Origin of the sequence: Arcobacter ellisii (genome assembly GCF_003544915.1) — a bacterium.
Lineage (GTDB): Bacteria > Campylobacterota > Campylobacteria > Campylobacterales > Arcobacteraceae > Aliarcobacter > Aliarcobacter ellisii.
Genome location: NZ_CP032097.1, coordinates 106,258 through 132,822, shown reverse-complemented (window position 1 = coordinate 132,822; position 26,565 = coordinate 106,258). Strand labels below are relative to the sequence as shown.

Below are 26,565 nucleotides of genomic sequence, written 5' to 3'. Positions count from 1 at the left end.
TTTAATCCACCTTTAAAATTTGTAAATTTCCAGAAGAGTCATCTATCAACTTTACATTTTTTGTTTTATCTTTTATATAAATATAACTTCCAACTTTTAAACTTGCAAGTTTACTAGCCTCTGAAGTTAAAATACTTTCACTACTAATTGTTATATTTCCTTTATTAAAATCTTTTTTATCATATTCAATCCAGTTTGAACTTGAGTTATACCATCTAATACTTTTTTCATTATTGTTACAATAACTATTTTTCAGTGAAGCAGTGCAAGTTTTAGCAATAGTGTTTCCATTTTTTAATAATTCAAATATATTTTTAGCTTCATCAGATTTTAATTCAAACTCAACATACATATTATTCACATCCGTATCATCACTAAAAACTGTTGTATAATCTCTATATAAATCTCTGTTATAAAGTTGAACTATAAAATTTTCAACCCCTAAATTTTCATCTTTTGTTTTTCGATATTCATCTTTTGTGATAGCATATTTTAATTGTAATTTTGAACTATCTTTAAAATCTATATCATTTCCCATTCTATTTGTAACTGAAAAATTACTTCCTAAATATTCATCATCTATTAAATTTTCCATAGTTGGAATTTTATATTCAGTTAAAATATATTTTTCAAAGTTTTTTGCAATATTCTCTTCTATTTGAATTAAATCTTGAATATATAAAGTATTTTGTTTTTGAGCTGTTAAAGTATCTTGAGAAAAAGATGATATTAAAATAGTAATCAAAAGTATAAATTGTCTAATCATTTTAAAATCTCGATTCCAGCTAAAGTTTTAACATATTTTACGCCATCAACATCATAAAGCAAAGCACCTTTTGGAATTGAATCAAAGGCACTTTCAGTAATATGTTTTGAAGTATCATTTGTGATAATGATTGGTCCATTTTTAAAATTATCCATATGATAAGCCATCAAATAAGTATTTGGTACCACTTCTAAACCCTCAAGTTTTTTAGTAAGTTGAATATAAATATGATTGTTCTCTTTACAATTCATTGCTGTTGTAAATACTGTTGTTGGACAAGTTTGAATTTCTCCACCATTTTGTTTGATTAAATCATATAAATGTTTTGCAAACTCATCTTCAAGAATAAAGTTTATCTCATCATTTCTAACATAAGTTCTTTTTCTATATGTATTACTTTCATATAAAGCTTTTATAGAACTATCTGCTTTTAAATCACTATTTAGTCCATAAGAAATTTTTGTTAAAGTGCTACTCAAAACTAGATTTGAACTTATATTATTTACTAAAGTTAAATTACCAATTAGAGTTTTTATTTCAGCAAGTGTTGGAAATTTATAGTTTGTTAAAATAAAATCTTCATATGCTTTTGCTATTGATTCTTCATATAAAATGATTGTTTTTACATCTTGAAGAGCACTTTGTCTATCTTCAAAATTAGTTAAATCTAAGGCAAAAGATAAATTAATCAATAAAAATAAAATACATAATATTTTTTTCATAATATATCTTTCAACTCTTTATATAATCTTGTTTCAAGTGCATTTTCATTTTGATAAAGTCTATCTTTTATTCTTGATTTAAAATACTCTTTTTGTCTGTCTTTTAATGTTTGTTCACTAATTGTAGTTTCACCTGTTTTTAAAAAATCAAAATAAAGTTTATCATAAGGAGTAAACTCATTTAAAATTGCATTTAATGTAGTTTCTTTATTTGAACTTGTATTATATAAAATTTCATCTGCCAAAAAATGTATTGCTTTTGTTAAATTTTCTTCAATATCTATATCTTTTAAAACTCTATTTTTCTCAACTTTCCCAACTTCAAAAGTATATTTTTTATCAACTGGTTCAATTGAAGTTACATCTATAACATCTTTTAATTTTGCTTTTAGTGCAAGTAATTTTAACTTTTCATCTTCACTTATCTCAAAATTTCCCGTTTCATTTACTAACTCTTTATTAGAAAGATTACTATCTTTATTTCTATCAAGAAGAAGAACTTTTTCCCAATTTTCACCTTTTGGTAAATTGGCAATTATATCATCACGTGTTATTTCATCTGGATTTTTATTGTATTGCTTGGCTAATAAAGTTTTGATTTCAGAGATTATTTCATAATGTTCTTGGATTTGTTTGGCTTCTTGAATATCACTATAAGATTTATACATAGCACCTGCAGAAAATATAGCTGTAACAATAAGTGCCGATGATAGCCATATATTTCCCAACATTAGAAAAAAACCTTTTTTAAGAGTAAAACAAAAAGTAAATGCTAATTTTTAGCACTTAGGTTTTGTTTTAAAGATTTAAGGCAATTGCCTTAAATCTTAAGATTTTGTTTTATCTATCATACCTCTAGGTAAATCTTTAAAATATATAATAAATTTACCATCAGAATCTGATCCACCAGTTGCAGCAGTACCAATGTCTCCTTCTGCATCTAATGTATTATTATATGATGCACTTGCAGCACTACTATCAATAGAACCTAATGCACCTAAATCTGTTTTTAATTGTTTTTCTAAGAAGCCAGCATTTGTTGCTAAACTACCTTGGCTTAAATCAATAAATAAACCTGGTCTAGCATTTGGACCTGCGTCTGTTGCAGATGGCAACACTAATGTAATTTCTAATGTATTAGAACCTTTTCCACCAAAAGATATTGCTTGATAAGTATTTGTTTTACCTGCTGCAGGATCTTTTAATTGGTTGTTTATTTGTTCAGGGAAAAACTCTAAATTAGCTATATCTTGCAAATTTTTAGCTTTATCTGCTACTGTACTATCTGTAGCTTTAATAGATTCTCCTCTTAAAGCTAATTGAACACCATTTTTTACATTATTAATTTCAGTAATAATACTTGATTTTTGTGCAATACCTTCGATCTTATCTCCAGTTCCTCCAAATGTTTGGAACATATAAATCATTGCTCCAACTACTACGATAATCATCGCTATCAACTGTGGCATTTTCTTTCCCCTTTATTAAATTTAAGTTTACCTACCAACCGCCCTATTATACAACAACTATTATTTAAGTTGCACCTAAAATTACTTAAAAACTATACAAACGATATAACCATCTTTATCATTTCCATCTAAAGAAAACGTTTCTTTATCTTCAGTTGAAACATAGGATTTTGCATTTCTTTGTAAAGTTCCCAAAAGCATTTTTTCACAGAATTCTCTTCCCGAAAAACTCTCTGAAAATATTGCTTTGCTCATTAGACTAGAATTATTATGCATATCAATTAAAAGTTTATATGCACTTCCTGCTGAATCGCCAAAATCAGCATTGTTATCATTAGAATTTATATCTCGAACAGGAAGTAAGTGCCATTTAACTTTACTATTTGGAAAAGTTAATGTAGAAGCATAACTTGTGCCTTCAACTTCTTTACCAGAATTTACTGCACCTTTTTCAATATTACCAAGAAGTATTCCATTATTATACAACTCTTCAAAATTTATATTAGATAAACTTCCACCTGATTGGATATAAGTATTTACAAATCCATCTACTGTTACAAACATAGATTTTAATCTATCCAGTTCACCAGTTATTGTACTATCATCAGCTTCATATCTAGTAAATAAAATAATCATAGCTGAAACGACCGCAATTATTGAGGAAACAAGATATGGCAAATATTATCCTTGAATTAGAGATTTTCTAACTTGGTGTATATTCTAACACAAGATACACTAAAGAAAAACTTAAAGTTAATAATATTTATTTATAATTTTTATTACTTACTTTCTTGTTTGATAATTTAATAATCAAAAATATTAATTAATAATTATTTGGCTAAAAATTCTTCAATATTTACAATATCTATTTGTTCTTCTTTTAAAAATCTTTGAGCATAAACTTTATAAACACCACTTCTTAAAAATATCTCAAAAAGGTCACTATCTATATGTTTCTCTTTACACATAAAAGACATGATTTTTATTGATTCACTCAATGTTTTTGCTTTTTTATAAGGTCTATCTGCAGCTGTTAATGCTTCAAAAATATCAGCGATTGCCATAATTCTTGCAGGAATTGAAATTTCATCTTTTACTAATTTTCTAGGATATCCTGTGCCTATCATAGTTTCATGGTGAGAACCTGCATATTCTGGAACATTTTTTAGATTTTTTGTGAAAGGAATATTTTCAAGCATTTTTATAGTCATTATAATATGCTCGTTGATTTTAAATCTCTCTTCGGTTGTTAATATTCCTTTTTTCACACTAAGATTATATAATTCTCCTAAATTTCTCTCATATTTTGGTATATCCATTTTAAAGCCAAATTTTTTATATTCATCTAAATTTATCTCTCTAATTCTATGAATAATTTGTTCTGTTTTATCTTGCAATAAATTTTCAAGAACAGGAACAAAAGGCTCATTATTTTCAACTCTATGTAGCTCTTCTTGTGATAATCCTAATCTATTATCAAAATACCTAATCCATTTTGTTTGCCCTATTTCGTATAACTTATCTATATTTGATTGTTCCATAAACTCTCCACCAATATTGCAGTTTGCAATAAATTCAAAATCTTCAATAAGTTTTTTATGATTTTGTTTTAGTTCATTTTCTAATTCTATTTTATTTAAAGGATTTTCTATCAACTTCTCATAATATTTTATAGTTGCATCTCTATGTAAAACTTCAAATCTTGTTCTTATTTCGTGAATTCTATTATAAATTGTTTCCAATTTTGTAGCTTTATCAACTACATATTCAGGTATAACAACTTTTCCACAATCATGTAACCAAGCAGCTGTTTTAAACTCTCTCCATTGCTCTTGCGTTGAAAAATTAAAATTTGCTACTTCTCCTTGTTTTGAATCATTTGCAGCTTCTGCAAGTAAAATTGCAAGATGTGGTACTCTTTCACAATGTCCACCTGTATATGGAGATTTTGAATCTATGGCTTCTGCTAATATTTTTATAAAAGAGTCTATTAGATTTGCTTGTTCTTTTTCATATTTTTGAATAGCTTTTGACATACTAACTATTGAATTTGATAATTTGAAAAATTCGTATATTATAGTTTTTATAGGTTTTACATTTTCATATTTATTTTGTGCTATTTCATTTGTAAGATTTTCTAGTTCATTAATTGGTTTTGTTACATATCTATTTAGTATATATTGAATAGGAAAATATATAATAAAAATAATAAGTAAAGAGATTAATACACTATGGATTAAAGTATTTTTGATATCAGCCGTAATCAAATCTTTTTCAACATAAGAGGCAATATACCAATTTTGTCCACTATCTTTTTGTAGTTTTGAAACAAAAAATATATACTCTTTTTCATCTTCGTCTTTTAATTCACCTGTTAATATATTCTCTTTTATTTTATTAAACGTATTTGTAAATAATATTGAATTAAGGTCATCAAGTTTTGTTAGTTGGTTATCTTTTGTTTTTAAAGGTGCATTAAATGATGTAGCTATCACAGACTTTGATTCATTAAATAAAATCAATTTTCCATTTAAAATCTTTGCTTTTGATTCTAATAATTTTGATATTTTACTCAAAGTAAAATCAGCTGCTGCAACTTTTAGTTTTATATTATATTCATTAAAATCACCCACAGAAATAGTAATTCCTGGTTCTTTTGTAGAATCAAAAATATATGGTTCAGACCATGAAACTTCTGAACTTTTTACAAAGTTGTACCAATCTCTTTTTCTTGGGTCGTATGTTGATTTGCTGATATGAATTGAAGTAGTTAAATAATCATCATTTTTGTAATACCAACTATCTAATTTTTTTTCATCAATATTATTTATACTTCTATATGCAAAATGAGGTTCTCTTCTTGTTTGAAGAAAATTTCCAAACTCATCTGCTAAAAATATACTTGCTATATTTTCATTTGATTTTAGTTGCTCCCACATTATCTTTTCAATAATCTCTTCACTTTTTATAATATTTTTATCAGTTGTGATTTTTGATAAAACAGATAATTGCCCTACTATACTTCTTAATGACTCCAATATAGTATTTGACAAGTTTGTTGTTATCTCAAGATTTTTTTCTTCTAACATTTTAAAGGATTGACTTAATCCTCTTAAATAAAAATTTGATATCAAAAATATTGATAAAAAAAGTGTCAATGAACTAAATAAAACAAAAATACTTACCATAAACGTATATCTTCTATTTTTCATTATTGAACCTTACTTTTATTATACATCTCTTTAAAATTTTCAAATTTTTCTACAATATTTTTATAAGTGTTTTCATTATCAATTAAAATCTCTGAATTAAAAAGATAACTTTCATCTGGATAAGTAATATTATTTTCTACATCTTTTTTATCAATATATTTTAAAGAAACTTGATTTGATACAGCATAACCAGTTGTATTTCCTATTTTTGCAAAGTTTTTTTCATCAATAATAAAATCTATGAACTTATATGCCAAATCTTTGTTTTTTGAATTTTTTAAAATAACCATACCATCTGCCCATTTTAAAGCACCCTCTTTTGGATAAATGAACTCAAAATCATCTGAATTGTCTATTATTAACTTCGCATCTCCACTAAAAGCCATTCCAAGACTAAAACCATCTGTAATAAAATATGTAATAGCATTTGAAGAACTAATATCTTTTATGTTTGGGATTAATTTTTGTAATTTATTATAAGCTTTCGTAATCTCATCTTTATTTGTACTATTTGCACTAAAACCTAAAGATTTTAAAGTGATTGCAAAAACATCAGCCGGTTCATTTGATAATAAAATTGCATTTTTAAACTCATCTCGCCATAAATCATTCCATTGAGTAATCGGTTCTTTTATCAATTTCTTATTATAAATTAACCCAACTGTTCCCCATAAATATGGAATCGTAAACTCTTTAGTATCCGAAAAATTTGTTTGTAAAAACTCTTGATTTATATTAGAGTAGTTTTTCAATTTACTAATATCTATTTTTTTCCAATTTATCTATTTTTGCAAGTTTTGTTATATAGTTTGAAGATAAAATAAGTAAATCAAAATCATTATTTTCTTTTATTTTTGAATATATCTCCTCATTAACTTCATGAATATCGTAAATAATTTTTATATCATTTTGATATGCAAACTCTTTCAACAAATCAATGTTTATATAATCTATGAAATTTGAGATTTTCAAAACTCTTTGTTCTGAAAATAAAGAAGTGATAATCAAAAAAGTGTAAAAAAGATACTTCATATAACTCCTTTTGTAAGGATTAAAATTATGAGAATAGTTTTAATTAAATAATCATATCCTAATTTGAGAGCTAAATAGTATTAAAAATGTTAATTGAAAGGATTTAGTTTTTTGATAAAAAAAAGTGGCACGCCTAGAAGGATTCGAACCCTCAACCTACCGGGTCGAAACCGGTCATTCTATCCAGTTGAACTATAGACGCGCTTGTTCTTATAAAAATAAGGCTGAAATAATATCACAGCCTTACTTAAAAAGAAAATTAAAAGAAAATATTGTCCAGTACTATTAATACAAAAAATATAATTCCTAAGTAACCATTTACTGTAAAAAAGGCTTTATCAATTTTTCTAAAATCTTTGTTTACTAAATAGTGTTCATAAGAAAGCATTAAAGCACTTAAAACCACAGCAATATAAGCAAAATATGAACTTTCAGAAATAATTACAAATAAAAGCCAGAATAATACAGTTAAAGCATGAAAAATCTTTGAGATTTTCATTGTTTTTTCAACACCAAATTTTGATGGAATAGAGTGAAGTCCAAGTTTTTTATCAACTTCAATATCTTGTAAAGAATAAAGTAAATCAAATCCAGCAACCCAAAACATAACTCCAATACTTAAAACAATTGACCAAAAAGGAATAGTTTCACTAACAGCAACAACTCCTGCAATTGGTGCAAGTCCTAAAGATATTCCCAAAATAATATGAGCTAAGTATGAAAATCTTTTAAAATATGAGTAAGAACCAATAATAATTAAAATAGGAATTGATAAATAAAAAGCCAAATCATTTACAAAATATGCAACAGCAATAAATCCAAAAGCATTCAAAAATGTAAATATAAATATTTGTTTAGCATCTAATCTTCCATCAACATTTGGTCGATTTATAGTTCTTGGATTTAAGGCATCTATATCTCTATCCATAAATCTATTAAATCCCATTGCAAAATTTCTAGCTGTTAATGCGGCTAAAATTCCAAGAAACAAAAGTTTAAATCCAAACCAACCTTGAGCACTAACTACCATTGCAATAAAAATAAAAGGTAGCGAAAAAATAGAGTGTTTGAACATCACAAGTTCATTAAAATCATTAAGTTTTTTTATCAGTTTATTCATGTTTGGGATTTTATCGAAGATATTATTAAAAAAATAAAAATTAAACTTTTTCTAGTTATAATCTACTATATTTTACACACAAAAGAGTTTTATGAAAAAATATTTGTTATTAGTTTTAAGTTTACTGTTTTTATTTAATTTTACTGCATGTGCAACAAAAGTACAAAATGAAGTTTATGACTCAAGTACAAATGACGTATCTGAATTATTAAGAACTCTTATTCAAAAAGAAAAAGAGATAAATGAACTTAATCAAAAACTAGAAGATTGTAAAGAATCAAAACCTACAAAATGAAAGAAATAGCAATAATTGGAACAACTGCTTCAGGTAAAACTGCTTTATCTTTAGAAATAGCAAATAAAACAAACTCTATTATTTTATCATTGGATTCACTTTGTGTTTACAAAGAAATAGATATTGTTTCTGCAAAACCAACAGTTGAAGAAAGAGGAGATATTGTTCATTTCGGAATTGATGAGGTTTATCCTAATGTTGATTTTGATGTTATAAAATTTATGGAACTTTACAAAAAAGCAAAAAATTATGCTTTAACTCATGAAAAAAATTTAATCGTTGTTGGTGGAACAGGTTTTTATTTAAAAGCATTAACAGAAGGTTTGTCTTTAGGTATTGAATCAAAAATAAAACTTGATATACCTTCAGATGAAGCTTATGAACTTTTATATGAAATTGATAAAGAGTATATGCAAAAAATTGAAAAAAATGATAAATATAGAATAGAAAAAGCTTACTCAATCTACAAAGAAACAGGATTAAGTCCAACAAATTATTTTGAGAAAAACCCTAAAATTGCACTAGCAAAAGATTTAAAAATCTTTGAAATTTTGTGGGATAAAGAAGAGTTGAAAAAAAGAATAAATTTAAGAACAAATCAAATGATAAAAGCAGGTTTGATTGATGAAATTATTTATTTAGAAAAAAAGTACACAAGAGCACCAAATTGTATGTCATCAATTGGAATAATAGAAACGTTAGAATATTTAGATGGAAAACTTACAAAACATGAGTTAGAAGAAAAAATATCTTTAAATACAGCAAAACTTGCAAAAAGACAAAATACTTTCAATAAAAGTCAATTTTCAGATAAAACTTCAAATATAATAGAAAACTTAAATTCAGATATTATTAAGTATTTCTCGATATAATCACGTCCCTAAAGAGTTTAATAAAGGGCCTGCGAAGACTTGACCTTTTGTTAGACAATAATTAAATTAAGGAAAATTGGAATGAAAAAAAATATTCATCCAGATTACAAAGTTTGTACAATTTCTTGTGCTTGTGGTAACACTTTCGAAACAAAATCAAATGTTGAAACATTAAGAATTGATATTTGTTCTTCTTGTCACCCATTCTTCACTGGTGAGCAAAAACTTGTTGATGCTGCTGGTAGAGTTGAGAAATTCAAAGCTAAATATAACATGGCTAAATAGTACAATACTATGTTGTGCTTAGTTCCAACTCCAATAGGAAACCTTGAAGATATTTCAAACAGGTCTTTAAGGATTCTTTTGGAAGCGGAACTTATTTTTTGTGAAGATACAAGAGTAACAAAAAAACTTCTAAATCTTTTAGGTGAAAAAAATAACCTAGACTTTTCAAACAAAGAATTCAAATCTTTCCATTCTCATAATGAAACTCAAGTTTTACAAACTTTAGATAAAGAGACTTTTTCTAAAAATGTTGTTTATGTAAGTGATGCTGGAATGCCTTGTGTTAGTGACCCAGGTGCAACTTTGGTTGATTATTGTATAAAAAATCAAATTCCTTATGATGTACTTCCAGGTGCAAATGCTATTTTAACTGCTTATGCAATGAGTGGTTTTTCACATACAACTTTTTCTTTTTATGGATTTTTGGACCATAAAGGTGCTAGTCGTGCTTCAAAACTTAGTGATGTTTTAAATGATGATAAACTTGCAATTTTATATGAATCACCTCATAGACTTTTAAAACTTCTTGAAGAGTTAAAAGAAAAAGAACCAAATAGAACAATATTTTTAGCAAAAGAGATAAGTAAAATTCACCAAAAAACTTTTAAAGATTCTGCGTTAAACCTATTTAATGAATTTAAAAAAGTTGATATAAAAGGTGAATGGGTTGTAATAGTTGAACCAAAAGAAAAAATTGGTTTTAATCTTGACTTAGAAGATATAACATCTTTAGATATTGCACCAAAAATAAAAGCTAAATTAATAGCTAAAATGACTGGACAATCAATAAAAGAGGTTTATCAACAAATTTTGGATAAAATCCCCGAATGATAATATACGGAAAACAAATTGTACTTTATGTACTTGATAATCACCCACATTTAATAGAAGAAGTTTTTCTTTCAAAAGAGATTGATAAAAAACTTTTTACAAGATTTGCAAAACTTGATAAAAAAATCCATAAAGTGGATAATCAAAAAGCTCAAGCATTAGCAAAAGGTGGAAACCATCAAGGTTTCTTTTTAAAACTTACTCCTGTTGGTTATACAGACTTAAAAGAGTTCAAAAAAATGAACTTCATTTTAGTTTTAGATGGTGTAACTGATGTTGGAAATATTGGTGCAATTGCTAGAACTGCTTACTCTTTAGGAATTGAAGGATTAATTGCTTCAAATATTAAAACTGTAAATGATTCTGGAGTTATAAGAACAAGTTCTGGTGCTTTACTTGATTTACCATTTTTAGTTCATCCAAGAAGTGCTGATTTAGCAAGTGAATTAATCGATTGTGGATTCACACTAATTGGTGCAACAATGGATGGAGTTGATTTAAAAAAATATGGGAAAATAGAAAAAACTGATAAAGTTGCCCTGTTTTTAGGAAGTGAAGGGGAAGGAATTTCTCCAAAAGTTGCTAAAAAACTTGACTTAAAAGTATCTATTGCAATGGAGCATGAATTTGATTCATTAAATGTATCTGTTGCTGCTGGGATTTTAATTTACAATCTAAAAAGATAAAAGAAGAATTACATGATAAAAAAATTAATTTTAATTATTTCATTATATATAAGTTCTTATGCAAGTGTAAATGATGCTGTTTTAAATCTGATTGGAAATGCAGATTATAATACACATAGAAATTTGATTAATCATATATTTAGAAACTCTAATAATTTCTATAAAAATGGACAAATTGATTACACAAAAATTAGTCAAGAATTATCAAATAATGGAATATTAAAATTAAATTTGGGCTCAGTTCAAAATCTTGAAGTAACATTTTATTTCAATTCAAATCCTAAAAAATCAATGAAAAACATTAGTGATATACTAAGAGTATTAGGTTATCAAGATTTCATCACACAAGGTGAAGTTGTAGTGGATAATCAACTTAAATGGACGATAAAATTAAAAACCGCAGCCGCCATAAGCCCTCTCAGATTATCTCAAGAGTTACAGGGTGTAAACTGCAATATTGTTGATATTAAAAGAGAGGGAAATTATAAATGGAATTACTATATAGATTCAAGTAATTCTACAATTTATAAAGCAGAAGATTTAATAAATACAAACCAATTATCGTTAAGAAAACCACTTAAACCTTACATTGTTCAAGTGGCAAATATTTCAAGTATAACAATAAACCCAAATGCTGGTAATAGTTGGTATCCAAGTATAATCTTCTATGACAATGATTTCAATGTTATTGAAGTTGTTGAAAAAGATAGTTTGTACAAAAGTTTAAAACTTGATGTACCTAATAATACAAAATATATCAAAATTGATGATTTTTATAGCCTAACTAATTTAAAATATGGGCTTAACATTACTAAGGAGTAGTATAAAATGTTCCACGAATTTGAATTTGAAAGAATGAAAAGACTTCCAAACTATGTGTTTGCAGAAGTAAATAATATTAAAATGGAAGCTAGACGTGCAGGAATTGATGTAATTGATTTTTCAATGGGAAATCCAGATGGTCCAGCACCACAACATATTACAGATAAATTAATTGAAGCATCTGCAAAACCAAAAAATCACGGTTATAGTGCAAGTGCAGGAATTTATAAATTAAGACTTGCTATTTGTAACTGGTATAAAAGAAAATATAATGTTGATTTCTTAGACCCAAATAAACACGCTTGTGCAACTATGGGTTCAAAAGAGGGATATGTTCATTTAGTTCAAGCTGTTGTAAATGTTGGAGATGTGGCAGTTGTTCCAGATCCTACTTATCCAATTCACTCATATGCTTTTATGTTAAACGGTGCGGCTGTTCATAAATTTGAATTAGGTTTTGATGATTCATTTAAAGTTGATGAAGATTTATTCTTTGAAAGATTACAAAAAACAATTAATGAATCAATTCCAAAAGTAAAATTTGTTGTTGTTAACTTCCCTCATAATCCTTCTTGTGCGACAGTAACACCTGAGTTTTATACAAAATTAGTAGCAATGGCAAAAAGAGAAAGATTTTATATTATCTCTGATATTGCATATGCTGATATTACATTTGATGGTTATAAAACTCCTTCTATCTTCCAAGCAGAAGGTGCTTTAGATGTTGCAGTTGAATGTTTTACATTAAGTAAATCATATAACATGGCAGGATGGAGAGTTGGATGTATCGTTGGAAATGAAAGATTAATCGGTGCATTAAAAAGAATTAAATCTTGGCTTGATTATGGAATGTTTACACCAATTCAAATTGCAGCTACTGTTGCACTTGATGGTCCACAAGAGTGTGTTGATGAACATGTTGAAAAATATAGAAAAAGAAGAGATTTAATGCTTGAAACATTTGCTGATGCAGGATGGGTTATGAATAAACCAAATGCATCTATGTTTATTTGGGCAAAAATCCCTGAAGTTGCAGCACACTTAGGAAGTATGGAATTTTCTAAACAATTATTAACTCAAGCTCAAGTTGCAGTAAGTCCAGGAATTGGATTTGGACACTATGGTGACCAATATGTAAGAATTGCTTTAATTGAAAATGAAAAAAGAATTAGACAAGCTGCAAAAAATATAAAGAAATATTTAAAATCATTAGAAAAATAGGAAATAGATTATGCTAAAAGTTGGAATTATAGGTGTTGGTACAGTTGGAACAAGCGTTGCAAATATTTTATTAGAAAATAAAAATATTATTACTGCACGTGCGGGAAAAGAGATTGTACCAACCATTGGTGTAGTTTCAAACTTAGACAAAAAAAGAGATGTTAGTATTAAATTAACTACTAATGTTGATGAAATATTAGAAGATGATTCTATTGATGTTGTAGTTGAATTAATGGGTGGAGTAGAAAAGCCTTATGAAATCGTAAAAAAAGCTTTACTAAAAGGAAAAGCTGTTGTTACTGCAAATAAGGCTTTATTAGCTTATCATAGGTATGAATTACAAGAGTTAGCTGGAGATATTCCATTTGAATTTGAAGCAGCAGTTGCTGGTGGAATTCCAATCATTAATGCTTTAAGAGATGGATTAAGTGCAAATCATATCAAATCTATTCAAGGTATTATGAATGGAACTTGTAACTATATGCTAACTCGTATGATTAATGATGGTGTTAATTATAATGATATTCTAAAAGAGGCTCAAGAATTAGGATATGCAGAGGCTGACCCAACGTTTGATGTTGGTGGTTTTGATGCAGCACATAAACTTCTAATTCTTGGTTCTATTGCATATGGAATTGATGTTAAACCAGAAGATATCTTAATAGAAGGTATTCAAAATATTACAAAAGCTGATATTGATTTTGCAAAAGAGTTTGAATACTCTATTAAACTTTTAGGAATTGCAAAAAAAGTTGGTAGTGAAATTGAATTAAGAGTTCATCCAGTTTTAATTCCACAAGATAAAATGATTGCAAAAGTTGATGGTGTAATGAATGGTATCTCTGTTGTTGGAGATAAAGTTGGTGAAACAATGTTTTATGGAGCAGGTGCTGGTGGAGATGCAACTGCATCAGCAGTTGTTGCAAATATTATTGATATTGCAAGAAAAGGAAAAGGTTCACCAATGCTTGGTTTTGAGAATCAACCAGGTGAAAAAATCTCTTTAATGGCAAAAGATAATATTCAAACAAAATATTATTTAAGACTTGAAGTTGCTGATAAATCAGGTACTTTAGCTAAAGTTGCAACTATCTTAGGAGATAACTCTATTTCAATTGAAGCAATGATGCAAAAACCGTTAAAAACACAAAATGCTAATCTTCTTTTAACAACACATACTTGTGTTGAAAAAGATATTTTAAAAGCTATCAATGAGTTAGAAAATTCTGGTGTTGTTCTTGCAAAACCAGCAATGATAAGAATAGAAGAGTAACTCTTTTATTTTCTCTTGAAAACTAACTCAAAAAACTTACTAAACGAAAATATTTCATCTTTACTAAAACAATTAGCAATTCCTGCAAGTACAGGAATGCTTTTTAATACTCTATATAATGTAGTAGATACATTTTACGCAGGATTTATCTCAACTCAAGCTGTTTCTGCTTTAACCATATCATTTATGGTATTTTTCCTAATTATTGGTTTAGGATATGGTTTTAGTTCAGCTATAACTGCAATACTAGGAAACTCTTTTGGTAAAAGAAAAAATAAACAAGCATCTATTTATGCACATAAAGGTTTACTTTTTATTCCTATACTTGGTGTTTTTCTTACTATTTTGGGTTATATTTTTGCTCCGTCTATGTTTGTATTACTTGGTGCAAAAGATGAGTATTTACAAGATGCAATTACTTATATAAATCCTATTTTATTTGGAACAATATTTTTTATGTTTAATTTTTCCCTAAACTCTATTTTAGTTGCTTTAGGAGATACAAAAACATATAGAAATACTTTGATATTTGGTTTCTTTGCTAACTTAGTTCTAAATCCATTGTTTATGTTTGGTTTTTTATTTATTCCAGCAATGGGACTATCAGGTATTTCATTTGCTACTGTTTTAATTCAAATAATAAATATGATTTATATGTTTTATAAAGTCTTACAAACAAAAGTTATTCATTTTGAAAAACTTTCATATTTTTTACCCGATTTAAGAGTCTATAAACTATTTTTAACTCAAGGAATTCCTTCTAGTTTAAATATGCTTATTATGTCTATTGGTTCAGTTATACTTACTTATTTTGTTGCTCAATATGGTGTAATGGCAGTTGCAGGATATGGAATTGCTTTTAGAGTTGAACAACTTATGCTTTTACCAATTTTGGGACTTAGCACTGCTGTTTTAACAATTGTTTCAAACAACTTTGGAGCAAAAAAATATGATAGAGTTATTGAAACTTTAAGAATCTCTATAAAATATGGATTTATTCTTTCTACTATTGGTATTTTAATTCTTACGATTTTTGGCAAATTTTTAATATCTTTATTTGATTCTACAGCAATAGTTATTGATTTTGGAATAAAATATTTATTAGTTGAGATATGGATATTTTACGCTTATGTAGTTTTATTTATTTGCGTATCTACTTTACAAGCAATAAAACAACCTAAAATGATTTTATATATTGCTTTATATAGACAAATTATTGCAAAACTTTTAATTGCATATGTGATTGTAAAACTTTTTGAATTGGATTTTATATATCTTTGGCTTGGTATATTAGTTATGATTTATAGTGCAGCAATTTTCGCATATTTTTATACAAATAATCTTTTAAAAACTATCTGTAATAAAACCATATAAAAAACCTCAAAAGAGGCTTTTTATAAATAATTATTTAGAACCACATTTTCCTGAACCGCAAGAACCTTTAACGTCTTCTTTCATATCTTTTTTCATGTCTTTCATCTCATTATTCATTTTAGACATATCATTCTTCATCTCTCCACCACATTTTCCAGGAGCACAAGAAGCACTTTTTGTCTCTTTCATACTAGCACCACATTTTCCAGTACCACAAGATGAACTTTTTTTCTCAACCATCTCTTTTTTCATCTCTCCACCACATTTTCCAGCACCACAAGAACCGTTATTTGCAAATAATGATGTAGTTGCTAATAATGTTCCAAATAATAAACCTGCTAATTTAATTTTCATTTGTTTTCCTCTTTTTAAATTTTATTTTTAATTATAATATATTATTTCTCAACTGCTTCAACTTCAACAGTTATTTTTACTTCTTCAGCAACTGCAACTCCACCTAACTCTAAAGCTTTGTTCCATTTTAAATCATAATCCATTCTATTGATTTTACCTTTTAAAGAAAATCCTACCCTATTTTGATTTTTGAAATCTTTTATAGTTCCTATATCTTCAACTTTTAAAGTAACTGGTTTAGTAATTCCTCTAATTGTTAAATTACCTTTCATCTCACCATCATCACCATCTGCTTTATATGATGTCATTTCAAAAGTCATTTTAGGGAATTTTTCTGAAGCAAAAAAATCTTCACTTCTTAAATGGTCATCTCTTTTTTCTATTCCAGTGTTAATTGAATTTGTTTCAACTGTAGCACTAAAAGTTTTAAAAGTTTTTGTTGCTGGATCAAAATCTATATTTGCATCATAAGTAGCAAAATTTCCATTAACATTTGTAATCATCATATGTTTTACTGTAAAACCTACATTTGTATGTGAGGCGTCAACATCATAAATAGCAGCATTTGCGAAACCCATACTTAAAATCAATGCACTTGTCACTTTTGTTACAAAATTCATATTATCTCCTTATTTTATTGATTAGTCATTGTATATTATAATTGTTTATTTAATGTGTAGAAACATTATTTCTTTTTAAAATTATAATATAAAATATTGCAGGAATTATTATAAGTGTCAAAAATGTTGAACTTACCATTCCACCTATCATTGGTGCTGCAATTCTTTGCATAACTTCACTTCCTACGCCATTTATATACATAATTGGAATCAAACCTCCTAAAATACTAAATAGAGTCATAAGTTTTGGACGAAGTCTCAAAACTGCTCCTTTATATATAGTTTCTACAATATTATTATTTGTAAAGTCTTCTTTATTTTTATAAAACTCTTTTATTGCTTCATCTAAATAAACTAACATTACAATTGAAGTCTCTGCTGCGACACCTAATAAAGCTAAAAATCCAACAATAACTGCAATAGAAATATTGAAATTTAGATATTCTAAATAGAATATTCCACCAGTTAATGCAAAAGGAAGTGTAAAAAATATAACAAAAGTATAAGTTAAATTTTTCAAAGCTAAATAGATTAAAATAAATATAATCATAAAAGTAATTGGAATAATATAAGTTAACTTTTTCATTGCTGATTCTAAATATTCACTTTGCCCTGCCCATTCAAAATAGTAACCATCTGGTAACTTTATCTCTTTTAAAATCTTATTTGCTTCATCTTTATATTGTTTTGCAGAGAAGCCATCTTTTGGTGTAATATAAATAAAATTAACATTTAATGCTTTTTCTGATTTTATAACTGATGGTCCTTCTTCATATTTTAAATCTGCAAAAAGTCTTAATGGCTGATAACCTAATTTTGTTTTTATTTGTAAATTTTCTAAAGCTTTTATATCTTCTCTTTGAGTTGTTTCAAATCTTAAACTTATAGGATATCGTTCTAATTTATCTAAATAAGTAGAAATTTGACTTCCCCCTACTCCTAATGAAACTACTTCTAATACATCTTTTTTGCTTATTCCATATCTTGAAATCATTTCATCATTTATTTCAATATTCAAATAATATCCTGAATTCATTTTATCAGCTGAAACAGATAAGGTTCCTTCATATTTTTTTAAAGCTTGTTCTATCTTTGAAGCTGTAGTTTCAAGTAATTCGTGATTATTTCCATATAGTTTTATACCTAAAGGTGTTCTAATTCCTGTTAAAAGCATATCTATACGTCCACGAATTGGATATGTCCATGAATTTATAAGTCCATTAACTTGAAGATTTTTATCCATCTCTTCCATTAGTTTTTTATATGTCATACCTTCTCTCCACTCATTTTGTGGTTTAAAAGTAATTATTGTTTCTATCATCGCAAGTGGTGCTGGATCTGTTGCAGTTTGAGCACGCCCTACTTTTGCAAATGAACTTTCAACTTCAGGAAATGATTTGATTACCATATTTGTTTTTTGTGCTAACTCTTTTGCTAAATCAATCCCAATTCCATAAGGAGTTACAGGCATATACATAAAAGTTTGTTCATTCATCATAGGCATAAATTCCCATTTTTGCTTTTCATAAACTGTTACAGCAAAAACTAAAGTTCCTACAAATATTGCTACTATTAGATATTTCAATTTTAAAGAAAGATGTAAAAGTGGTGAATAAAGTTTTATAAAAAATCTATTTAATAAATTTTCTTCCTCTTTTAATATTTTCCCTTTTATCAAAAATATCATCAAAATAGGTACTAATGTTATTGATAAAATTGCTCCACACATCATTGCAAATGATTTTGTAAATGCTAAAGGAGAAAATAGTCTTCCTTCTTGACCACTTAAAGCAAAGATTGGTAAAAAAGAGACTACAACAAGTATTAATGCAAAAAATATTGGACGTCCTACTTGTTTAGCTGATTCAATTATGATACTTACTCTTTCTTCTTTTGAAATATTTTCTTTTCCTTGTAGATGTTTATGAGCATTTTCAACCATTACAATAGTTGCATCAACCATTGCTCCAATTGCAATAGCAATTCCACCTAAACTCATTATATTTGAACCTATACCAAAAGCTTTCATTAGTAAAAAACTAATTAAAACGGTAATTGGTAAAGTTATGATGATAATTAATGCACTTCTAAAATGAAATAAAAATAATCCAGCAATAATCATAACAATGATTGATTCTTCAACCAATGTTCTTTTTAATGTATCTATAGCTTTATCAATCAAAGAACTTCTATCATAAACTTCAACAACTTCAACATCAGGAACATTTAGAGTTTTTAGTTTTTCTTTAACTGCATTTATTACTTTATATGGATTTTCACCAAATCTAACTACTACTATTCCTCCAACTGTTTCACCTTCACCATCTAAATCAGCCATTCCTCTTCTATTTGTTGAAGTGATATTAACAGTTGCAATATCTTTTATTTTTAGTGGTGTATTATTTAAAGTTTTGATTGTAATATTTTCAATATCCACAACTGATTTTAAGTAACCACGAGCAGTTATAATATGTTCATATCCATTTTCTAAAATTATTCTTCCACCAGTATCGCTATTGTTTGCTTGTAATACTTTTTTAATTTCATCAATACTCAAATCATATTGAACTAATTTGTCTTGATTTAGAGTTATTTCATAATTTTTTATATACCCACCAATTGATGCAATTTCACTAACTCCATCAACTCCAAGTAGGGCAAATTTATAATAATAATCTTGTAAAGTTCTAAGTTCTTCTAAACTTTTTGTTTTTGATTTTAATGCATATTCATAAGCCCAACCAACTCCTGTTGCATCTGGACCTATTTGAACAGATGACCCCTCTGGAAATGTTCCTTGAAGTGTAGATAATTGTTCTAAAATTCTACTTCTTGAATCATATAAATCTGTTCCATCTTTAAAAATAATATATATCATTGCATTTGAAAATGAACTCATTGCACGAACAGTTTCAATATTTGGCAAACTCATCAAACTTGAAATCAATGGATAAGAGATTTGTTCTTCAATTGTTTTTGGACTTTGTCCACTCCATTCAACTTGAACTATTACTTGAGGAGGAGATAAATCAGGTAAGGCATCTAAACTTGTGTTTTTTACAGCCCAAAAAGAACCAAGTGTTAATATAAAAATAAAAAATAGAACTAAAAATTTATTTCTTACGCTATATGAAATTATATTTTCTACCATGACTTTTTACCAATCTTCGTTGTCTGATTCATATAAATTATTAGTAACCGCATCTGAATCTAATAAGAATAGGGCGTTATTAATAACTTCATCGTTCTCTTCAAGCCCACTTATTATTTGATATTTATTAGAAGCAACTCTTTTTGCATTTATTTTCACTGGTTCAAACTCATCATTTGACGTTGGTTTAAATACATAAAAACTATTTGCTTTTTTTAACACAGCGGTTTTTGGAAGAGTTAAAAGAGTCTCTTTTTTGATATTTATATCAACCTTACCAAACATACTTGGAATTAACTCACCATTTTCATTATCAATAATAAATCTAACATTTACAGTTTTACTTTTTTCATCAAAAATAGGGTAGATAAAATCAACTTTTGAGTTAATCATTTTATTTAATCCATCAATATAAATCATTGCTTCTTTATCTTTTTTAACAAAAGACAAATCCTCTTGATAAATTGATGCTTCAAACCAAATCTTATCAAGGTTTCCTAATTGAAGTAGGGTAGTTCCTTTTTTAACTGCACTTTTATTATTTATATTTTTTTGAAGTAAAATTCCATTGAAAGGAGAAGTAACCACAAAACCACTATTATTTAATTTTCCATCTTTAATTTTTTGTTGATTCTCTTTTGATATATCAAAATTATCAAGCTTTAAAAGCGTTGATGAATAGATATTTTTATTTATATCTTTTGCAACTTGAAGCTCATTTTGAATAGATAATATATCATCAGAATAAATTGAATATAAAACATCTCCTTTTTTTATATTCATATAGGTTTTATTGGCATTTAGATTTGTAATATAACCATCAAATCTACTTACAATATCAACAATTGATGATTCATCAATCTTTGTTATTCCATAAAAACTTTTATTTTCAATAACTTCTTCTTTTTTTACTTTTACAATTTTTTTATTAAATAGTTGTTTTGCATCAATAATTTGAGCATTTAATACAGTAGTTAGAAATAGGGTGATTATAAGTAATTTTTTAATCATTTTATACCTTTATTTGAGTAATAAATTAATCCTGAATAGGCTTCATAATATTTTTGTTGTTCATCAATTGCTTTTATTTGATAAGTGATTAACTCATTTAGATTTTTAATACTCTCTTGAGGTTTTACATCATCAAAAGTGTTAAATGTTTCAATATTTTTTTGTATTTTTTCTTTTAAAGGAATTATCTTTTGACCAATCAAATTGTAATTTTCATAAGCATTATTTAGATTATTTTTAAGAATCTTTGATTGAATATCAAAGTTATGTTTTAATTGTTCTAATTTATCATTAGTTTCATTAGCACTCATTTTTGCCTGAACTCTTGTAACATTTTCTGTATCATAAATTGGAAGAGGAATAGAAACAGCCATATTTACGTAATCTGTAAACTTGTCATCCCTTTGAAAATATGCCAAACTTACTTGAACATCTGGAATCTTTTTTGCTCTTTCTAATTCAGCTATACTTTGTTGTTTTGATGAATTCTCTTCTAAACTTTTAAATTTTGGATGAGAAGAATTTTCAATTAATAAATCAACTTTTTTTATCTCTAATTTCTCATCAATTTTATCTATTTTTGTATATGTTATTTGTTCTAATTTTAAGTAAGAATTATCTATTAGATTTTTTAGATTTTGTTTTTGTATTTTCAACTCAACTGTTGAAATTTGAGAATTTATTATCTCATTTTGTGTTGCTTTTTGATATTTATACAAAGAACCATATAAACTCTCAAGTTTTTCTAGATTTTTTTCAAACTTTTCCAAAAGTCTATATTTTTCTTCAGCTAATAAAATATTATAAACTAACTCATTTATTTTTGATTCAAGTTCTAACTTCTTATCTTCAAAATCATAAAACTTTATATTTTTCTCTTTTGAAGCAATTTTTTCTTTAATTTCAAGTTTATCTCCTGTTGGAATCACTTGTGAAATCCCTATAAAAGAGGCTTGCATTGCCTCTTTATTTCGTGAACTAAAATCATTTATCCATAAATCATTTATTCCCATAGACAATATTGGATTCTGCCATTTTTTTGCTATTGAAATTTGATGATTAGCAACCTCTATGGATTTTTCCACACTTTTTAAATCATAACTATTTTCAAATGTAGAATTAACTAATTCATCAATTGAAATTGCACTTAAAAGTGATAAAGTTAAAGATGAAGTTAGAATTATTTTTAACATTAGATATTTACGCTTCCTCTAATTGTATGAACAACATCATCATCTGTTTTAAATTTAAGTTGATATTGCCATGTTCCAGCCATAGAAAAATTGATTTTTGTTCTATAAACACCATCAACTAACTCAGCTTTTCCTTCATATTCCATATAAGGCATTCCTGGCATTTCTGGCATAAAAAATTTTATTTTAACTTTTGCTGTTGTTATAGTTTTTTCATCTTTTGCTAACTTAATTACAAAATCATTATCTCCAACAACAAGTGATTTTTCACTAGTTAAAGTAACATTGTAACCATCTTTTTCACCATTTTGATTTATTGGTTCTGCATTTAAAAAGTTTAATGCTAAAACTAAAGTTAGAATTGTTTTGAAAAGATTTTTCATAATTTTCTCCTTGAAATATTTATGAAAAAATCTTATCAAATATTGTGTGCAGTTTGTGTGGAGTTAAAAATATAGTTTAAAAATTGTTCCTTCTTTTTCTATAGAACTAACTTCAATTTTTATGTTATAACTTTTACATATCATATTTACGATATTTAGACCTAAACCAAAACCACCATTTTGGCTTGTTGCTCTATAATATCTTTTATAAATATCTTTTAATTTATCTTTTTTTATTCCTATTCCATTATCTTTTACAGATAAAACTCTGTTTTTTAATGTTATTTCAATTTTTCCATTAATTTTATTATATTTTATGGCATTTGAAAAAAGATTGTTAAATAATCTAATAAAATCATCTTTATCTATTTTATAAATTGTTGTTTCTAAATTTGTTAAAACTTCAATCTTTTTTTTCAAAAATAAAGGTTCAAAATTATCAATCTGTTCTTTTATAATCAAAGATAAATCCAGCTCTTTTTTCTCTTTTTTTATCTCTTTATTTTCTAAAAATATATAAGTTAAATCTTTATAAATTTCACTTATTCTTTTAGCACTTAGTTTTATTCTTTCTATTTGTTTTAAAGATAAATTTTCACTTTCTGTTGACATCATAATTGCACTTATTGGAGTATTTAACTCATGTGTTGTATCTTTTATGAAATTATTTAACTTTATTCTTTCATCTTTTATTGGCTTTAAAAATAGCTTTGCAAGATAAAAACCAATTATTGTAACCAAAAAATAAAAACCTAAAAAAATTAAAATTATAGATACTTTTAACTCATAAATTTTTACTTCTAAACTAATATCTTTTAAAACAATATACTCAATTCCAAGATGTCCAACTGTTGAATTATCAACTAAAATTAATGATTTCTCATCAAAGATAAATTTCTGGCTAAAATCTACTTTTTCATTAAAATTACCATAAATTAGCTCTTTATTTTTATCATAAAATGATATTTTGTACTCTTTTGAATTTAGATATTTTTCTTTTTCAAACTTTGTACCCATCATATGGGATACAATTACTTCATTTGAAATTTTTGAAGTTACATTTTGCATATTTGATTTTATTAAATCAATAAATAAAGTTTTTTCATTTTGATAGTAAAAAAATGTTGTAATTAACATCAAAATTAATGAAGAACCTAAATATAAAAATAGAAATCTAAAGAAAGTAATTTTTTCACTTTTTGTTAAATCTATAACCAACTCCTCGTATATTTAAGATTTGTTCTTCCCCTAAAATTTTACGCAAATTTTTAATATATGTTCTAATTGTTGAAGCATTTGGTGTTTCTTCATATGCCCAAAGATTTAGACTAAGTTCCTCAATACTTACTGTTTTTGTTGAGTTATTTATCAAATATTGTAAAACCTCACACTCTTTTTTTGCAATATGAATTTTTTCTTCATCTTTTATAATCATAAGATTTTGGGTGTCAAGATTAACATTTTGTGAAATATTTATTAAAGTTAAGGGATAAATATTAAAAAGTCTTTTTAAGTTGTTTATACGTAAATCAAGCTCTTTTAATTCAAAGGGCTTTTTAATATAGTCATCACAACCACTATCAAAACCTTTTTGCATATCATCTGCCATATTTAGTGAAGTTATAAATATTGCTGGAGTTTTAATGTTTTGAACTCTTAAATCACTTAAAAGTTCAAAACCATTTATATCGGGAACATTTACATCTAAAAGTAATAAGTCAAAAGTTTGAGAATATAAAAGTTCTTGGGCTTCATTTCCATTATAAGTTGTAACAACTTCATAGTTTTGTGAAACTAAATGTTCTTCAATTATCTCGTTTAAAATAAAATCATCTTCAAGCAACAAAATTTTCATACAAATCCTTAAGTCTGAATTGTATTATAAATTTTAATCAAAATTTGGGAAGTAGGGTATACTAAAACTCCTACAATAACTAATCTATTAGTATCTACAAATATAAACTAGTTCTTTGAATAGAAGTATTAGTCTTAAATTTATAGATTTGGATGATTAACTTTTTATAAAAGTTAATTTAAAGCTGTAAAGTTTGTAGTGCAAAAGCACTACATAAACTTAATTAGAATTGTCTTCTTGGTCTTTCTTCTCTTGGTTTTGCTTCGTTAACTCTTAAAGTTCTACCTTCGCAATCATTACCATTTAAAGCTTCAATAGCTTGGTTTCCAGCTGATGCTTCTGCCATTTCAACAAAACCGAAACCTTTTGATTTTCCAGTTTCTCTATCCATAATAACTTTTGCACTTTTCACTGCACCAAACTTTGAGAAGATTCCTTCTAACTCTTTATCATTCATTTTGTATGATAAATTACCTACGTAAATATTCATCTATTCTATCCTTTTTAAAAGTTAGAACATTATGCCTGATTATTTTCAAATAATCAAGAGTTTTGAAAATTTCTTTTTAAAGCCTCGTTTAATCTAGTAGAAACTTCGTCAAATCCAAGTATAGAAATTATGTCATATACCGAAGGAGCCTGTGTTCCACCTGTTAATGCGATTCTTATTGGTTGAAATAATTGAGGGAATTTTAATCCTAATTCAGAAATAAATGGTTTAGTTATCTCTTCAATTTTTGCAACATCATATAAAATTTCTCTATTTTTTTCTAATAAAACAAGATATTTTTCTAAAAATTCTTTTGTATCTTCTTTAACAAATTTTTTAACTCCTGCTTCTTCATAATAAGTTGGAACATCAATAATATCTGTAATTGATTTTTTCAAATCAACTAAAGTTTGTGCTCTTTGTTTTCCTAAATCTAATAGTTCTGTTCTTTTTGGATGATTTGATAAATCTAAATCAAAGAATTTTAACTCTTCTATTAATCTATCATTTGATACAGCTTTAATATATTCACTATTTAACCATAAAAGTTTTTCTGCATTATATGAAGAAGCTGATTTATTGATATTTGAAGGATCAAACAGTTCTAACATCTCTTCCATAGAAAAAATTTCTTGATCACCATTTGACCAACCAAGTCTTACTAAAAAGTTTAATAAAGCTTCTGGTAAATATCCTTGATTTTTATAATCCATAACATCCATAGCACCATCTCTTTTAGATAGTTTTTTACCTTCAGGATTGTTAATCATTGGTACATGATAGAATTTTGGAACTTTAAATCCTAAGGCATTATAAACAACAATTTGTTTTGGTGTATTTGATAAATGATCATCACCTCTAATTACATCTGTCATTCCCATTAATGCATCATCAATAGCAACAACAAAGTTATATGTTGGCATTCCATTACTTCTTGCAATTACATAATCATCAACTTGATTAGCATCAAATTTCATATGACCTTTTACACCATCATCAAACTCTATTGTTCCTGTTGTTGGGGCTTTTATTCTAATTACAGGTTCAACTCCAGCTGGAATTTCTGGTAATACTTTTCCAACTTCTGGTCTCCAAGTTCCATCATATCTTGGTGTTTGTTTTGCTGCTTCTTGAGCTGCTCTTAAGCTATCCAGTTCTTCTTTACTCATATAACATTTATAAGCATTTCCATTTTCTAATAATTTATCAATATATTGTTTATAAATATCTGTTCTTTTTGATTGATAAAAAACTTCACCATCATAGTTTAATCCAACCCATTCAAAAGCATTTATAATTGCTTTCATTGCTTCTTCACTATTTCTTGCTAAGTCTGTATCTTCGATTCTTAATCTAAATTCTCCACCAGTTTTTCTTGCCCATAAATAACTATATAATGAAGTTCTTAATCCTCCAATATGTAAATATCCAGTTGGACTTGGAGCAAATCTTGTTACTGCCATTTATATTATTTCTCCTCTTTTTTATTTTGTATATAAAATCCTACACCCGTTACAATCACTACTAT

28 protein-coding genes and 1 tRNA gene are annotated in these 26,565 nt (G+C 26.6%); 9 read left to right on the top strand and 20 right to left on the bottom strand.

Annotated elements, in window-relative coordinates; genetic code table 11:
• Position 1 precedes the first annotated feature (1 nt).
• The 10 genes from AELL_RS00705 to mqnP form a co-directional block, all read right to left on the bottom strand.
• A complete protein-coding gene (locus tag AELL_RS00705; protein WP_118916098.1) occupies positions 2-766 on the bottom strand; it encodes a hypothetical protein in 765 nt (254 codons plus the stop codon).
• The gene (locus AELL_RS00700; protein ID WP_118916097.1) at positions 763-1,488 is read right to left on the bottom strand and encodes a hypothetical protein; all 726 of its coding nucleotides are present in this window, start codon (positions 1,486-1,488) and stop codon (positions 763-765) included. Before AELL_RS00700 ends, AELL_RS00705 begins: the two co-directional genes overlap by 4 nt.
• Positions 1,485-2,219 carry a hypothetical protein gene (locus tag AELL_RS00695; RefSeq protein WP_118916096.1) on the bottom strand — a complete coding sequence of 245 codons (735 nt, stop codon included), beginning with the start codon at positions 2,217-2,219 and terminating at the stop codon, positions 1,485-1,487. Before AELL_RS00695 ends, AELL_RS00700 begins: the two co-directional genes overlap by 4 nt.
• A gap of 96 nt (positions 2,220-2,315) precedes the next feature.
• A complete protein-coding gene (locus tag AELL_RS00690) occupies positions 2,316-2,957 on the bottom strand; it encodes a hypothetical protein (protein WP_118916095.1) in 642 nt (213 codons plus the stop codon).
• 81 nt (positions 2,958-3,038) lie between these two features.
• Positions 3,039-3,635, bottom strand: a complete 597-nt coding sequence (locus AELL_RS00685; RefSeq protein ID WP_118916094.1) for a hypothetical protein — start codon at positions 3,633-3,635, stop codon at positions 3,039-3,041.
• 152 nt (positions 3,636-3,787) lie between these two features.
• Entirely contained in the window at positions 3,788-6,169 is a 2,382-nt protein-coding gene (locus AELL_RS00680) for an HD domain-containing phosphohydrolase (protein ID WP_118916093.1), read from the bottom strand.
• Positions 6,169-6,921: an ABC transporter substrate-binding protein gene (locus AELL_RS00675; RefSeq protein WP_164967198.1), complete on the bottom strand. Its 753-nt coding sequence runs from the start codon at positions 6,919-6,921 to the stop codon at positions 6,169-6,171. The genes AELL_RS00680 and AELL_RS00675 overlap by 1 nt, the downstream gene beginning before the upstream one ends.
• A 4-nt stretch (positions 6,922-6,925) precedes the next feature.
• Positions 6,926-7,201 carry a hypothetical protein gene (locus tag AELL_RS00670; RefSeq protein ID WP_118916091.1) on the bottom strand — a complete coding sequence of 92 codons (276 nt, stop codon included), beginning with the start codon at positions 7,199-7,201 and terminating at the stop codon, positions 6,926-6,928.
• Positions 7,202-7,326: 125 nt separating this feature from the next.
• Positions 7,327-7,403 (bottom strand) — tRNA-Arg (locus tag AELL_RS00665).
• 57 nt (positions 7,404-7,460) lie between these two features.
• Positions 7,461-8,321 (bottom strand): menaquinone biosynthesis prenyltransferase MqnP, encoded by an 861-nt coding sequence (mqnP, locus tag AELL_RS00660; protein WP_118916090.1) that lies wholly within the window; start codon positions 8,319-8,321, stop codon positions 7,461-7,463.
• 91 nt (positions 8,322-8,412) lie between these two features.
• Between mqnP and AELL_RS00655 the strand changes: the two genes are divergently transcribed.
• From AELL_RS00655 to AELL_RS00615, 9 genes are all read left to right on the top strand, one after another.
• Positions 8,413-8,616 carry a hypothetical protein gene (locus AELL_RS00655; protein ID WP_118916089.1) on the top strand — a complete coding sequence of 68 codons (204 nt, stop codon included), beginning with the start codon at positions 8,413-8,415 and terminating at the stop codon, positions 8,614-8,616.
• Complete coding sequence (gene miaA, locus AELL_RS00650; RefSeq protein WP_118916088.1) at positions 8,613-9,488, top strand: tRNA (adenosine(37)-N6)-dimethylallyltransferase MiaA; 876 nt, start codon at positions 8,613-8,615, stop codon at positions 9,486-9,488. The genes AELL_RS00655 and miaA overlap by 4 nt, the downstream gene beginning before the upstream one ends.
• Positions 9,489-9,569: 81 nt before the next feature.
• Positions 9,570-9,773 carry a 50S ribosomal protein L31 gene (gene rpmE, locus AELL_RS00645; RefSeq protein ID WP_118916087.1) on the top strand — a complete coding sequence of 68 codons (204 nt, stop codon included), beginning with the start codon at positions 9,570-9,572 and terminating at the stop codon, positions 9,771-9,773.
• Positions 9,774-9,782: 9 nt separating this feature from the next.
• Positions 9,783-10,604 carry a 16S rRNA (cytidine(1402)-2'-O)-methyltransferase gene (rsmI, locus tag AELL_RS00640; RefSeq protein WP_118916086.1) on the top strand — a complete coding sequence of 274 codons (822 nt, stop codon included), beginning with the start codon at positions 9,783-9,785 and terminating at the stop codon, positions 10,602-10,604.
• Entirely contained in the window at positions 10,601-11,290 is a 690-nt protein-coding gene (gene rlmB / locus AELL_RS00635; protein WP_118916085.1) for a 23S rRNA (guanosine(2251)-2'-O)-methyltransferase RlmB, read from the top strand. Before rsmI ends, rlmB begins: the two co-directional genes overlap by 4 nt.
• A 12-nt stretch (positions 11,291-11,302) precedes the next feature.
• Positions 11,303-12,112 (top strand): hypothetical protein, encoded by an 810-nt coding sequence (locus AELL_RS00630; RefSeq protein ID WP_118916084.1) that lies wholly within the window; start codon positions 11,303-11,305, stop codon positions 12,110-12,112.
• Between the two features lie 6 nt (positions 12,113-12,118).
• Complete coding sequence (locus AELL_RS00625; RefSeq protein ID WP_118916083.1) at positions 12,119-13,333, top strand: LL-diaminopimelate aminotransferase; 1,215 nt, start codon at positions 12,119-12,121, stop codon at positions 13,331-13,333.
• Positions 13,334-13,343: 10 nt separating this feature from the next.
• On the top strand, positions 13,344-14,606 hold the full coding sequence (locus AELL_RS00620; RefSeq protein WP_118916082.1) for a homoserine dehydrogenase: 1,263 nt from the start codon (positions 13,344-13,346) through the stop codon (positions 14,604-14,606).
• A gap of 15 nt (positions 14,607-14,621) precedes the next feature.
• A complete protein-coding gene (locus tag AELL_RS00615) occupies positions 14,622-15,980 on the top strand; it encodes an MATE family efflux transporter (protein ID WP_118916081.1) in 1,359 nt (452 codons plus the stop codon).
• Between the two features lie 30 nt (positions 15,981-16,010).
• Here the strand turns inward: AELL_RS00615 and AELL_RS00610 are convergent, their stop codons facing one another.
• From AELL_RS00610 to gltX, 10 genes are all read right to left on the bottom strand, one after another.
• Positions 16,011-16,334: a hypothetical protein gene (locus tag AELL_RS00610; protein ID WP_118916080.1), complete on the bottom strand. Its 324-nt coding sequence runs from the start codon at positions 16,332-16,334 to the stop codon at positions 16,011-16,013.
• 41 nt (positions 16,335-16,375) lie between these two features.
• Positions 16,376-16,954, bottom strand: a complete 579-nt coding sequence (locus AELL_RS00605) for a YceI family protein (protein ID WP_118916079.1) — start codon at positions 16,952-16,954, stop codon at positions 16,376-16,378.
• Between the two features lie 49 nt (positions 16,955-17,003).
• Positions 17,004-20,105, bottom strand: a complete 3,102-nt coding sequence (locus tag AELL_RS00600) for an efflux RND transporter permease subunit (RefSeq protein ID WP_118916078.1) — start codon at positions 20,103-20,105, stop codon at positions 17,004-17,006.
• Between the two features lie 6 nt (positions 20,106-20,111).
• Positions 20,112-21,116 carry an efflux RND transporter periplasmic adaptor subunit gene (locus AELL_RS00595; protein ID WP_118916077.1) on the bottom strand — a complete coding sequence of 335 codons (1,005 nt, stop codon included), beginning with the start codon at positions 21,114-21,116 and terminating at the stop codon, positions 20,112-20,114.
• Complete coding sequence (locus tag AELL_RS00590) at positions 21,113-22,309, bottom strand: TolC family protein (RefSeq protein WP_118916076.1); 1,197 nt, start codon at positions 22,307-22,309, stop codon at positions 21,113-21,115. Before AELL_RS00590 ends, AELL_RS00595 begins: the two co-directional genes overlap by 4 nt.
• Positions 22,309-22,692, bottom strand: coding sequence for a FixH family protein (locus AELL_RS00585; protein ID WP_118916075.1), 384 nt, complete (start codon positions 22,690-22,692; stop codon positions 22,309-22,311). Before AELL_RS00585 ends, AELL_RS00590 begins: the two co-directional genes overlap by 1 nt.
• Positions 22,693-22,755: 63 nt before the next feature.
• Positions 22,756-23,910, bottom strand: a complete 1,155-nt coding sequence (locus AELL_RS00580; protein WP_129096284.1) for a sensor histidine kinase — start codon at positions 23,908-23,910, stop codon at positions 22,756-22,758.
• Entirely contained in the window at positions 23,885-24,547 is a 663-nt protein-coding gene (locus AELL_RS00575; RefSeq protein WP_118916074.1) for a response regulator transcription factor, read from the bottom strand. Before AELL_RS00575 ends, AELL_RS00580 begins: the two co-directional genes overlap by 26 nt.
• 223 nt (positions 24,548-24,770) lie before the next feature.
• Positions 24,771-25,037 carry an RNA-binding regulator gene (rbp, locus tag AELL_RS00570; RefSeq protein WP_118916073.1) on the bottom strand — a complete coding sequence of 89 codons (267 nt, stop codon included), beginning with the start codon at positions 25,035-25,037 and terminating at the stop codon, positions 24,771-24,773.
• Between the two features lie 53 nt (positions 25,038-25,090).
• Positions 25,091-26,500: a glutamate--tRNA ligase gene (gltX, locus tag AELL_RS00565; protein ID WP_118916072.1), complete on the bottom strand. Its 1,410-nt coding sequence runs from the start codon at positions 26,498-26,500 to the stop codon at positions 25,091-25,093.
• Positions 26,501-26,565: the final 65 nt, after the last annotated feature.